This window comes from uncultured Fibrobacter sp. (assembly GCF_900316465.1).
In the GTDB taxonomy this organism is placed as follows: Bacteria; Fibrobacterota; Fibrobacteria; order Fibrobacterales; family Fibrobacteraceae; genus Fibrobacter.
In genome coordinates this window covers 1-12,398 of sequence record NZ_ONDD01000012.1, presented here as the reverse complement: position 1 = coordinate 12,398, position 12,398 = coordinate 1, and the positions used below count along the sequence as shown (strand labels likewise).

Sequence of the window (12,398 nt, the reverse complement as noted above, 5' to 3'; positions counted from 1 at the left end):
GGAATTATGAAGGAGGAAATCATGAAAAAATTGATTTCATTGGCAATTGCCATGTTCTTTGCAACCGCAGCATTTGCAGAAGGGTATGTTGCTTCTGATAAAATTACACAAAAGGTTCTGTCGGGCCAACTCAAACAGACTGTGATGTTGGGTGATGAAATCGAAACGACAAAGATTTCATACGAAAATATCAAGGGAAAACTTAAATCAGACGGTTTCGCGGCATTGGGTTTGTCGGAAACTTGGACCAATAATGTTTGTGAAATCTCGGGGCGAATCAAACGTAATCTAAACCCCAAAACAATTACGCCTTATATCTTGGTAGAAGATGATGAAGGCAAAGTTGCCCAAACGCAATTTGAATTCATCTTGCAAGCAAGGCCGACAACTCTTAAAGTCATCAAGGGCGAAACCACTCAGTCCGTCAAGGCGGGCGAAGCCATTTCGGAAATTGAAATTGAATATTCCGGCATTAAATCATTCATTTTTGGCAGTTCTCCCTCTGGAGTTAAGTATGAAAGGGACGGTGAAAACCAAATCATTAAAATTAGCGGTAAAATAGACGCTAACACCGCCTCTGGCGAGTATAAATATATTGTTCGTGGCGTAAAGCAAGATAACGAAAAAGATACGCTTAGTGTCGAAATCACTTTCAAAGTCACAGGCGCACCTGTTTCCGTGAGTGTCGCAGAAAATGCAACTCAGAAAGTGGTTGCCGGCGAAGCTATCAAACCCGTCTCATTCTCGTTTACGGGTGCAAATAATTACCAGCTCACAAAGATTCCGCCGGGAAAATTTTCTGCATCAAAAGACGGCGAAAACATGATCATCAAGGTCTCGGGCGATATTAACGAAAAAGCGGAAGATGGGACTTACACCATCGAGCTTGAAGTTACCGATGGAAAAGAAACGGCTAAAGCCCAAGCAACCGTTGAAGTGACTCATAAGGCGGTTGTGACAAAGATTGAAACTATCGAAAATGCGACACAGACGGTAACCGCGGGCGATTCGATTGAACCGATTGTGTTCAAATTTGAAAATGTGACGAAATTTGGTGGACTTACCGGTTTCCCTGGTGGTTTTAGTGTTAGTACCGATAACACGAAGAATACTGTGACCATTTTTGGTTTGCTTGATGAAGATACCAAGGGCTCGTATACGGTCACATACACTGTTAGCGGCACAGACAATGAGGCTACTGCAGAGGCTACGATCAATGTGACGCCGGTGACCATGAAATTTGATCTTGTCGAAGGCAGCGATAATCAAACGGTTGTTGCCGGCAAAGACATTGTTCCGATTGTTTATCAATATGATCATGTAAAATCTGTGAAAGGTTTTGGCTTCCCGTCTAATTTGAAAATGGAACAGGACCCGGAAAAGAAACAAGTCAAGATTTTTGGTACCGTAAATTCTGCATCGGCAGCCAAGGAATACGTTTATACGATTGAACTGATGGATATTTATTCGGAAAAATCGACAGTAACGGGAAAGATTAATGTTGTTCTTGCTTCGAGCAGTTCTTCTGAAGCAACTTCTTCTAGTTCCGAAAAAGTTGATTCTTCTAGTAGCAAGGAAACTTCTTCTAGCAGCGCAACAAGCTCCAGCTCCGAAACGACGAAACCTGAAAGCTCTAGTTCTGAAAAGACCGTTTCTTCAAGCTCCGAAAAGACTGGTTCTTCTAGCAGCAAGGGAACCTCTTCCAGTAGCGAAACGACTAAGCCCACAAGCTCCAGCTCCGAAAAGGGTAAGAGCTCTAGCTCGACTACTGAAAGCAGCTCTTCGAGCGAAAAAGGAAAGTCCTCCAGCAGCGAAAAATCTTCAATTATTGCATCTGTCAAGCCTGGCTTCGAGTTCGGTTATGCCAATAATGAACTGATGATTGTGTTGCCGAAGCCTGCTATGCTTCGCGTACAGGTGTTTGACATGATGGGCCACATGGTAGAATCTTTCGCTGAAACGGAGACTTCTTCCAAGAGCTTTAACCTCGCTCACCTGGCCAAGGGCAACTATGTGGTGCGCATGGAAAGCGCCCGCTATGCTAGAAATGCGAAGATTTTCGTAAAATAGTCTCTTAAATTCATCTAAAAAATAAGGCCCTTCGGGGTCTTATTTTTTTTGTATAGTACCACTTGCTTTTTTGTGCAGTTATACTTATATTTAGTGAACAAAGGTGCAACTAAACAAAAGGGCATTTATGGACATTCGCGAAAAGTTGAATATTCTTTCGGCCGCGGCCAAGTACGACGTGTCGTGTTCTTCTAGCGGATCCAAACGGCAAGCGCCCAAGGGCGGACTCGGGAGCGCCTGTAGCGCGGGTATTTGCCATACCTGGTCTTCTGACGGGCGTTGTATTTCGCTTTTGAAGGTGCTGATGAGCAATGCCTGCAAGTATGATTGCGCCTATTGCATTAACCGCCGTAGCAACGATATTCCTCGGGCCACCTTTACGCCCAAGGAACTCATCAACCTGACGTTGGAATTCTACCGCCGTAACTATATCGAGGGACTTTTCTTAAGTTCTGCAGTGGTGGGTAGCCCAGACCGCACTATGGAAATGCTGATTCAAGTGGCCAAGGAACTGCGCACAGTCCATAAATTTGGCGGATATATTCACTTGAAGGCGATTCCTGGAGCCAGTCGCGAACTCCTGTACCAAGCAGGGCTTTATGCCGACCGCAGCAGCGTGAATATCGAGATTCCGACAGACAGGGCGCTACAATACCTGGCCCCCGAAAAGAATCATGCCTCGATTCTTGCTCCCATGAATTTTTTAGCCGAGCGTAAGCTGGAATACAAGACAGACCATTCCCGCTATTCGCCAAAGTTCTTGCCTGCAGGTCAAAGCACCCAAATGATTGTCGGGGCAGCAGGGGAGTCGGACTTGCAAATTCTGACTCTTTCTAACGGATTCTACAAGCAACAGCAAATGAAACGCGTGTATTTTTCGGGCTATGTACCGCTCAATGCCGACAAGCGCTTGCCTGCGCTTACGACTAAGCCACCTCTGGTTCGCGAACACAGGCTTTATCAGGCCGACTGGCTCATGCGATTCTACAAGTTCGGCTTTGACGAAGTGGTCGACCAGGCGCACCCGAATCTAGACTTGGATCTCGACCCAAAGGCTGCTTGGGCCTTGCGTCACCCGGAATTTTTCCCGATTGATATTCAAACTGCCGACTACGAAATGCTCTTGCGAGTGCCTGGAATTGGCGTCAAGTCGGCTCAATTGATTGCCTCGGGTCGTCGTTTCTCCAAAATTCGCCTGGAACACCTGAAAAAGATGGGTGTCGTACTCAAGCGGGCGCAGTACTTTATTTACCATCCGGATACTCCCGCCAGCCTGCGCAGGCTTTATCCTGAAATGGTGCGCCCCTTGCTGCTCCCCAAGCCAAAATCCCTGCAGCTAGACTTATTCGCAAACCAACCCCTCGCACTTCCTGCCGCAGGTTAATTGCATATATAATGTTAAATGTGTAATGTGAAATGAGTAATGAATAATCTCACACTACACACATCACATCTCTCATCCCACATCACACATCACTCATCACTCATTTCACATCCTTACCCCATGCTTTCCATCTCTTATGATTCAACTTTCGACGGATTCTTGAGCGTAGTCTTCGAAATTTACCGCCAGCACTTGGATGTGGGCGAAATTCATGGCGACCGCAGCACAACTCCTTGTAACCTCTTTATGCAGCCCTTCCGCATTGAAACGTCTGAAGAAGAGGCGGCAAGGCTCAAGCGGGCTATCGAAAATTATGCCAGCGCCGATATCCTGGAACTCTTGCATGTTGCATTTCGCTCCGAGGAAGAGGGCATCGAGATGAAGATTCTTGCCTACCTCCGCAAAGTTTTCGATGGCAAGGATCCGAATTACGCCAAGAATCCGACTTCCGACGAAATGCTCCCGCTGTTCATGACCGCCCGCGCTGTACGCCACGAGGCGGGCGGTATGCTCGGACTTGTACGCTTCAGCAAGACCTCTGACGGCACCTATTTCGCCGAAATCGAGCCCAAATATGACATTCTAGACTTGATTGTGGGGCACTTTCGCGGGCGATTTGCCAACGAAAAGTGGGCGATTTACGATTCCAAGCGAGGTTTCGGTGTGTATTACGCGGGCCACCAGCTGGCAGAAATCACCATTCCGAACATGGATGCAGTCTCCAAGGCCACGCCGCCCGACGAAATGGTCCGACTTTGGCAAGATTACTACAAGTCTATCGCCATCAAGGAGCGCGAAAACCCGAAACTCTTAAAGCGCTGTCTGCCGGTGTACTACTGGAAGCACCTGCCCGAAAGACATTTTTCCCGTTGTTGAAACCCTTCCAACCATTTTTAAGGTGATTTTCAAAAAAATCACTCCTATTTCGGCAAATAATTGTATTTTTCTTTTGGAAAAATGGAGAATTTGACGCTATGAATATGGTTTCGGCTAAACCGGGATTTTTTGTACAAGATCGCTTTTTATACAGTAAGGACAATGAAAAGGTTGTTCTTCGCGGAATCAACCACATGTTTATTTGGACTGACCGCGAAGGAAAAACAATTCCCGAAATCGCCAAGACGGGTGCCAACTGCGTCAGAATCGTTTGGAATACCCGCGGCCGCGTGAGCGACCTCGACAACATCATTGTACAGTGCATTTCCAACGGAATGATTCCTATTCCCGAAATTCACGATACTACGGGCAACTGGGATCGCCTGAGCGACGCCGTCGATTTCTGGCTTCGTGAAGAAACGGTTCAGATGATTTCGAATCACCAACAGTACCTGATTCTGAATATCGGTAACGAACCGGGCGCCGAATCGAAGTCTGCTGACGAATTCTTTACCGTGTACAATTCCATTGTCACTAGGATGCGTGCCGCCAATATACGCATTCCGTTGATGATTGACGCGGACCAGTGGGGCCAAAGCGAAAAGAACCTGCTCAAAGTAGGCCCTAAGCTTTTGCAGGCCGATCCGGAACACAACCTTTTGTTCTCGCTGCACATGTGGTGGCCCTCGGAACGTCACGACCCGAAGGCAACGGGCTACGCGACGGTTCAAGACCGAGTTCGCGGCGTGCTCGAAGCCTCCGTCGAAAAGAATTTGCCGCTGATCGTAGGCGAATTCGCTCCTGTTGCCGCTGGCGATGTCAAGGAAATCCCGTATAAGTTCATTATGTCCGAAGCCGAACGCCTGAGTATCGGTTGGCTCGCCTGGAGCTGGGGTCCGGGTAACTTCGACAGCCCCGAAATGGATATGACAGTCCACAGCTCATTCAATACCCTGGTGGGCTGGGGCAAGGAAGTCTGCGTCGATAACCCAAACGGCATCCAGAACACGAGCGTCATTCCGACATTCATTCAAGAAAAGAATTTTGATACAGGCTCCCAGGCAATCGATGCAAATCTGATTCAAAACGGCGATTTTTCTGCCGACGAACCGCTAACCAACTGGCAAGTGGACTTCTGGGGCGGCAAGGCCGACGTCAAGGTCACGAACGGCGTTGTCCGTTTTGACATCAAGAAGGCAGGCAAGGAATCCTGGAACCTGCAGTTCAAGCAGAAACTTTCGCTCCGCGAAGGTATCACCTACATTTTCAGCATGCGCGCCAAGGCCGACAAGCCCCGCACCCTGAATGTGAATATCAAGCGAGATTCCGAAGAATATACGCCCTACGCCAACGGCCGTATCCTGGACTTGAGTACCAGCTGGCAGAGCTTTAGCTGGAAGTTTACCATGAAAGAAGATACGGACCCCGATGCCTTGTTGATTTACGATATGGGCGGGGTACCGATTTCTTGGGAACTCAGCGATATTTCGCTTGTGCAGGCCCGCAGCGTAGAAGACCGCCTCAACCGAACCTTCCAGCGCAACGTGCAGAAGAATTCCGGCTACTTCAACGCTCCGAACGGCCCCTGGGAGCTGCACCTGTATTCGACCAAGGGCGAACTTCTGGAAGTGCTCGACAAGGGTCGCGGTGGCGAAGGCATGCGCCAATACCCGAAGATTGAACGCAGCGGAATCATGGTGGTGAAGGACTTATCCAAGTAGTCATCACACCTGTGAATATTCCAATTTGAAATAAAAAAATTCTGAAAAATTTATCATGATAGCACTTTTTCACGAAAAAAGTGCTATTATATTAATTACTAATTATAAGTGTCCTTATTGGAATGCTTAAGAAGGAGATTCTATGGATTTACAGGAATATGTCGATCATTTCGACTCGATGACCTGTATCATGTCGGTCGAGAAAAATCCCGATGGATCAGTCGGGAAAATCCGTATCGAAGTTGGAAACAAGGCTTACCTTTCCACTTTTGAAAAAAGCGACGAATCTCAAGCGACCATGAATGACGGAAACGGTTTTACTCCGGGACTTGAATACACCCAGTATCTTCCGAGAGACCTTAATTTTGAGCATTTTATCGTTGCAAGCGCAGTCGAAAAAAAGCCGATGCATGCCTACATTCATCCGAACCGTTTTCCAATCTGGTTCAATATTTTCAGCCTGCCACTGAATATCGACGATCCAGACAAGTATTACTGCACCTACACTCAAGAACTGTCGAGCGAAGCAAATACCGAGCAGATGACCAATTTGTCGGCCAAGGCAACTTCGCAAGTCTTGCAGACCTGTATCAAGCTTCGCGGTTCTACGAATTTCTTGAAAACGATGGATGAAATCATCCATGATATTCGCGTTACTTGCGAAGCAAGCTATTGCTGTATCATGCTTACAGATTTCAAGGAAAGCACTTGCAGTCTTTTAAGTGAAGACATTGCGGAAGGGGTACCACAGCGTTCACTCAAGAATTTTTTAGACAATTCCTTCATTAATTACGCCAAGTCTTGGCTTGAAACTATTGACGGAAGCAATTGTCTAGTCATTCAAGACGAAAACGACATGAGCGAGGTCAAACTCCGCAACCCCAATTGGTACAGGTCATTAAAAAGTGCCGAGGTGGAAAGTATTGTTCTCTTCCCGCTCCAGTACAACGGCGAAACGGTCGGTTTTATTTGGGCTACTAACTTTGATACCAAAAACACCGATCACATTAAAGAAACCCTTGAACTTACGACATTCTTCATAGCCTCAGAAATTGCCAACTATCAACTTCTACAGCGTCTTGAAATGCTGAGCTCAACAGACATGCTGACAGGCGTCTTGAACCGTAACGCCATGAACAACAGAGTGCTTCGTTTGGTATCCGGTCGAGAACGAACGCCTCAATCAATCGCTATTATCTTTGCCGACTTGAACGGTCTTAAGCCGATTAACGATGTCGAAGGGCATAATGCGGGTGACTGCCTGCTGAAAGAAGCGGCCATGATTCTCAAATTGACGTTCGATGAGTGCGAAATTTATCGTGCCGGTGGCGATGAATTTGTGGTTGTAGCCCTGGACAAACCTAAAAAAAGGCTTGAAACGCTTGTCGAAAAACTTCGCAAGGATTCTGAGGATCCAGAAAATGTTAGTTTTGCATTAGGCTTCTACTACGATGATAAGGGTGGCGACATCCGTGCCGCAATGCGCGAGGCAGACGCCCTTATGTACGAAGACAAAAAACGTTTCTATGATCGGTTCCCTGAATCGAGGAGAAAATGAAAAAAAAAGAATTGCAAAAATTTGTCGATTCATTCCGTGCGATGACAAGCGTCCTGTCTGTAGAAAAGACTACAGATGGGAGTATCGGGACTATCCGCATTGAAGCGGGAAACCCAGCTTATATCAAGTCTATGGAAAGAAAAGACAATGACGGCAATTCTGTTTTCTGCCAGACTTTTGTTCCCGGCTCCAATTACGAACGGTACATGGAAAAGGAGCTGAACTTCGAGAAGTTCGTTTACCAGAGTGCCATTCTGCATAAGCCGGTTCATGCCTACATTCGCCCGGAACGCTTTAATTTTTGCATCAATGAATTCATGATGCCCATTGATGTCGATGACGACGAAAAGGGCTATTGCACCTTTACCCTTGAAATCCAGCCCGAAGAAGACCTTGACACCTCTACAAGACTTTCTTCTGAAATTTCGCAAAACGTGCTCAAGGCATGCATCAAGCTGCGCGGTTCAAAGGATTTCAGGAAAACCATGGACGAGGTGATTGAAGACGTTCGCATTATTTGCAAAGCGAGCACCTGCAGCGTTCTTTTGACCGACTTCAAGGAGAGAACTTGCTCCATTTTGAGCTGTGCCCGAAAGCAAGGCATGCCTCCGCTGGATCTTGATAGGGTATTCAACAACGAATATATCTATATCGCGGAATCCTGGATAGAAACGCTTAAAGGGAGCAACTGTCTGATTATCCAGAACGAAGCAGACATGGAAATTATTCGTCAGAGAAATCCAGTCTGGCATAAAACCATGATGGAAGCCGGTGTTGAAAGCCTGGTTCTGCTGCCGTTGACGCACAACAACGAATTTGTCGGATTCATTTGGGCGACAAACTTTGATACCTCCAGAGTCCTGCGCATTAAGGAAACCCTTGAACTGGTGACCTTCTTTATTGCCTCTGAAGTGGCCAGCTACAAGTTGGTGCAGCGCCTTAGGTTCTTGAGCAACGAGGACTTGTTGACTGGCGTGAACAACCGTAACGCCATGAACAACAGGGTGCTCCAATTTGTAAGCGGTGAAGTCAATTACAGAACGATTTCAGTGGTTTTCGCCGACTTGAACGGACTAAAGCCCATTAACGACAACGAAGGCCACAATGCCGGCGATGCGCTCTTGAAGAGTGCTGCTGAGATTCTGAAGGAAACGTTCCACGATTGCGAAATCTACCGTGCAGGCGGCGACGAATTTGTCGTGGTGGCAATCGACGTTGCCAAGGATAGCCTTGAAGCTAGAGTTGACAAGCTCCGCGAGAAATCCAAAATCAAGGGCAACGTGAGTTTCGCTATCGGGTTCTACCACGACGAAAACGGGGGAGACGTCCGTAAGGCGATGCGCGAAGCCGACGCCTTGATGTATGAAGACAAGAAGGCGAACTACGCCCACAGCCGTGGCTAAAGAGACCGTTCGACTCTATCGCATACATGAAAATGTGATATCGTCTCACTCCCACCTAAAGGTGGCCATGTCCATATAAGCACTAAAGTGCTAAGTGGCCAAAGGTCGCACCACGACTCATTATGATGAGTCGCTTGTGGCTCACAGAAACCCTTTGACATAATAATTCATGATACAAGTTTTAGCCCTCGGATAATATCCGAGGGCCTTTTTTTGCGTTAATTTATGACTTTTATCAATGTTTTTTGCACGCTTGTATCATGAAAATTTGCTGATTATTGCTTAAAATTTGTAAAAATTGCCGATTTTTAAAAATTTTTAACTTTTTGTATCATAGTCTATTGACTTTGTTACGAAAAGATTATATATTAAAAGGCATGAAACCTGTAATGGAATATACCAGCTATCGCATTTATATTCGCGACTATTATACCGAACGCAAGGAACGTTCCGGTTTTACTTGGCGCGACTTCGCCAAAGCTGCTGGCTATTCCTCTCCGGTGTTCTTGAAGCTTGTTTGCGACAGCAAGGCAAACTTGAGCGAAGCGGGTATTGAACGCGTCGCGTCTGCTATGGGCCTTGTCGGTGTCGATCTGCAGTACTTCAGGCACCTGGTTGCATTTAATCAAGAAAAGTCTTCGGCCGCAAAGAAGAAAATCTTTGCCGAAATGCGCAACATCGCCAACGAAAATGCCTTTGCGCTTGTGGGCGAAGACCAGTACGACTATTATGGCAGCTGGCTGAATCCCGTACTTCGCGAAATGGCCCCGCACCTGAATGGCGCAACACCCGCCCAGATGGCGGGGGAGCTCGTCTTTGAAAGCGATGCGGCTCATGTCAAAAGCTCTCTCAAGTTGCTCGAAAAGAATGGCTTTCTCGATAAAGACGAGCAGGGCCATTATACCCAGAGCAATCGCTCTGTGACTACGGGCAATCTCGATGTCACCTCGCTCGCCATCCGCGAAATGCACCGTCAAATGGGCGAGCTCGGCGTTCAAAGCCTTGACCAGGTTCCGGTCAACGAACGTGACATCTCCGGCCTTACCATTGGCATTTCCGAAAACGCCTACGAAAAGATTACTAAAGAAATCGCCGAATTCCGTCGCCGCATCAGCTCGATCGTGATGGAAGATTCCGGCGAAGAACGCGTTTACAGACTGAACGTGCAATTGTTCCCCCTCACCAACACCTTGCCCGAGGAGGAGCGCCATGACTAGGCTTTGTAAAATAAGTCTTGGCCATTGGGCTGTTGCTTCTTTCGCATTCACGCTGTCTGCATGCGGATTTTTTTGGGCTGGTGGCGTAGACGAGCAACAGAATACGGTTGCGGGTGTTTCGGATGAAACCGAAAACGGCTCTAATGTCGCTCCGAATACCGATCCCCAAAATTGCTACACAAGAAATGATACCACCTATTGCATCCACGTTGCCGATGCAAATCTTCCTATTGGTGATACGCTTGTTCAATCGGTGGATTCTGTTCATCTCGATCCGGTAAGTGTTGACAGACACGACTCTGCCGATACGCCCGCTCCTATTGTCGACGTCCCTGTTAAAACCTCTTATAACATCAAGGGTTACGTTTACTCAGAAAACGGCACCAAATCTATCGAAGTTGCTTTAAAAGATAGCACGTTCGTCGTACAGGGTAATTCAGACGGCTCGTTTGAATTGGCAATTCCTGAAGGAACTAGTTCGTTCGTCATAAAATCCGTGACCACTAACGGATATGTCTCTGTATCCAATTACTATTTGACATATAAATCTGGCGTAACAGTCTTGGGGCCTGTTCCGACGAGCGTGGCAGAAGATGTGGATGCCGAAGATCTTGAAGCTCCGCCCGTACAGACGGTCGAGATTCCGCCTGCAACCGGTATGACGCCTGATCCGGGCCCGGTTGATGATCCGCCGGACACCTCCGCGACAATACTCCCGCCGCAGGATACAGTAGACTCTAATTCCGATGCTGTCATCCTTTTGCCGAACGATCCTGATTACGGTCTCGTATATCACTGGAACGAATCGAACATGCCGGCAAACGAAAGCACCGTAAACGATTCTCTCGTCTTTGCAAATGGTCTTGAAGAACTCACGTTCGAAATCACCTTTAAGGTAACAGCCTTCCCGGAATCGCTGCGCTACAGCAAGAACGTGTTCGGAAAGACGGGCCTGTTCAACCTTGCTATTACAAAATCGTCATGCCATGTCCAGACGCCCGCTTTCGCATTCTTTATCGGAAACGGATTCGAGTACACCTCTTGCCATGACAAGGCTGTCGTGTCTTCGGCAACGATTGAAGTCGGTAAAGAAATCACCGTGACCGGCGTTTGGGACGGTAAGCACGTGATGCTCTACAAGGACGGCTTCTTGATTGCCGAACAGATTCTTACCAAGATTGCCGACATCAACTACATTACTGCCGACAACATTCTTGAGACGCCGTTCGTATTCGGCGATAAGGACTTGAATATCTCTATTATAGATGCGCGATTGGGGAACAAAGCGATCAGTTCTGCCGATGTCTTGTACCGGCACTATCTAAAAGGAGGCGCACAATGATGACAGAGAACTCTATCGAATTGGCCTACTTTGAGGTCAACCAACACGGCCGCCTTCTGAGCGGAAACAGGCGTTTTTGCCGTATGTTCGGTTTCGAGCCTTCGGAACTGCAATGGCATTACGTTACCGACCTGTACCGCCATGCAAGCGACTGGTACGCATTCCGCAATGACACCGTGAATGCAAGCTTCAACATGCGTATGCGCAATCGTCGCGGACGCAGTTTTGACTGCTGCATCACACGTGAAATCATCCAGAATGCAGACGGAGAAATCGTATTCCGCAATACGGTACACAAGGTGGGCGAGGCTCGCGGCACTACTACCTCGACCACACCGTTGTCCATGGTATTTCTCACGAAGTGCGCTGATTGCGGCGCGCAGATCCGCGTGACATCCGTTGCCGAAACAAGGCTTCGCATGTTGTGCAATCAATGCGCTGCAAAGGCATTCCCGGAGACTTACTATACGAAGAGTGCCCAAATGTAAGCCGAAATTGCCAAGTGTAAACTGGCAATGAAGGCGAAGAAACTGAGCTGATTGGGAGTTCAGTGGGACCAGAATGGCTTAGGGAGCGAGCCAAATGCCAAGCGGTCATCGTGAGCCAAAGCGGCTCAGTATAAACGAGCCGCGGAGGCGAGAACGAGGCGATGTCACATTTTTATGAATGTGATAGAGCCGAGCGGTCACAAAAGGAGAACGCTCGGAGGAGAACGAGCAGGGAAGGAGAAAAAAAAGTGACCCGCCGGCGAAGCCGGCGGTTCTTCATATACGGGCGTAGCCCTACAATACCAGCGGCGTGCAAGGGCACGCACATCAATCTGCCAC

The 12,398-nt window shown here is 47.7% G+C and carries 9 protein-coding genes; all 9 read left to right on the top strand.

Annotated features, from left to right (window positions below; translation table 11 throughout):
• Window positions 1-21: 21 nt before the first annotated feature.
• The 9 genes from QZN53_RS06155 (at window position 22) to QZN53_RS06115 (ending at window position 12,059) form a co-directional block, all read left to right on the top strand.
• On the top strand, window positions 22-2,070 hold the full coding sequence (locus QZN53_RS06155; RefSeq protein WP_163437993.1) for a T9SS type A sorting domain-containing protein: 2,049 nt from the start codon (window positions 22-24) through the stop codon (window positions 2,068-2,070).
• Between the two features lie 127 nt (window positions 2,071-2,197).
• The gene (locus QZN53_RS06150; RefSeq protein WP_163437992.1) at window positions 2,198-3,454 is read left to right on the top strand and encodes a putative DNA modification/repair radical SAM protein; all 1,257 of its coding nucleotides are present in this window, start codon (window positions 2,198-2,200) and stop codon (window positions 3,452-3,454) included.
• Window positions 3,455-3,574: 120 nt separating this feature from the next.
• Window positions 3,575-4,330: a TIGR03915 family putative DNA repair protein gene (locus QZN53_RS06145; RefSeq protein WP_163437991.1), complete on the top strand. Its 756-nt coding sequence runs from the start codon at window positions 3,575-3,577 to the stop codon at window positions 4,328-4,330.
• A gap of 98 nt (window positions 4,331-4,428) precedes the next feature.
• Window positions 4,429-6,051: a cellulase family glycosylhydrolase gene (locus QZN53_RS06140; protein ID WP_163437990.1), complete on the top strand. Its 1,623-nt coding sequence runs from the start codon at window positions 4,429-4,431 to the stop codon at window positions 6,049-6,051.
• A 142-nt stretch (window positions 6,052-6,193) separates the two neighbouring features.
• Entirely contained in the window at window positions 6,194-7,609 is a 1,416-nt protein-coding gene (locus tag QZN53_RS06135; protein ID WP_163437989.1) for a GGDEF domain-containing protein, read from the top strand.
• Window positions 7,606-9,012: a GGDEF domain-containing protein gene (locus tag QZN53_RS06130; protein ID WP_163437987.1), complete on the top strand. Its 1,407-nt coding sequence runs from the start codon at window positions 7,606-7,608 to the stop codon at window positions 9,010-9,012. Before QZN53_RS06135 ends, QZN53_RS06130 begins: the two co-directional genes overlap by 4 nt.
• A gap of 377 nt (window positions 9,013-9,389) precedes the next feature.
• Window positions 9,390-10,229, top strand: a complete 840-nt coding sequence (locus QZN53_RS06125) for a TIGR02147 family protein (protein WP_163437986.1) — start codon at window positions 9,390-9,392, stop codon at window positions 10,227-10,229.
• Window positions 10,222-11,571: a hypothetical protein gene (locus tag QZN53_RS06120; protein ID WP_163437984.1), complete on the top strand. Its 1,350-nt coding sequence runs from the start codon at window positions 10,222-10,224 to the stop codon at window positions 11,569-11,571. Before QZN53_RS06125 ends, QZN53_RS06120 begins: the two co-directional genes overlap by 8 nt.
• Complete coding sequence (locus QZN53_RS06115) at window positions 11,568-12,059, top strand: PAS domain-containing protein (protein WP_163437983.1); 492 nt, start codon at window positions 11,568-11,570, stop codon at window positions 12,057-12,059. Before QZN53_RS06120 ends, QZN53_RS06115 begins: the two co-directional genes overlap by 4 nt.
• Window positions 12,060-12,398: the final 339 nt, after the last annotated feature.

What these genes read in the sequence shown, in the direction of transcription:
- QZN53_RS06145 (WP_163437991.1), top strand. Translation starts at nt 3,575, where the DNA reads ATGCTTTCCATCTCTTATGATTCAACTTTCGACGGATTCTTGAGCGTA.
- QZN53_RS06125 (WP_163437986.1), top strand. Translation starts at nt 9,390, where the DNA reads ATGAAACCTGTAATGGAATATACCAGCTATCGCATTTATATTCGCGAC.
- QZN53_RS06155 (WP_163437993.1), top strand. Translation starts at nt 22, where the DNA reads ATGAAAAAATTGATTTCATTGGCAATTGCCATGTTCTTTGCAACCGCA.
- QZN53_RS06135 (WP_163437989.1), top strand. Translation starts at nt 6,194, where the DNA reads ATGGATTTACAGGAATATGTCGATCATTTCGACTCGATGACCTGTATC.
- QZN53_RS06150 (WP_163437992.1), top strand. Translation starts at nt 2,198, where the DNA reads ATGGACATTCGCGAAAAGTTGAATATTCTTTCGGCCGCGGCCAAGTAC.
- QZN53_RS06120 (WP_163437984.1), top strand. Translation starts at nt 10,222, where the DNA reads ATGACTAGGCTTTGTAAAATAAGTCTTGGCCATTGGGCTGTTGCTTCT.
- QZN53_RS06130 (WP_163437987.1), top strand. Translation starts at nt 7,606, where the DNA reads ATGAAAAAAAAAGAATTGCAAAAATTTGTCGATTCATTCCGTGCGATG.
- QZN53_RS06115 (WP_163437983.1), top strand. Translation starts at nt 11,568, where the DNA reads ATGATGACAGAGAACTCTATCGAATTGGCCTACTTTGAGGTCAACCAA.
- QZN53_RS06140 (WP_163437990.1), top strand. Translation starts at nt 4,429, where the DNA reads ATGAATATGGTTTCGGCTAAACCGGGATTTTTTGTACAAGATCGCTTT.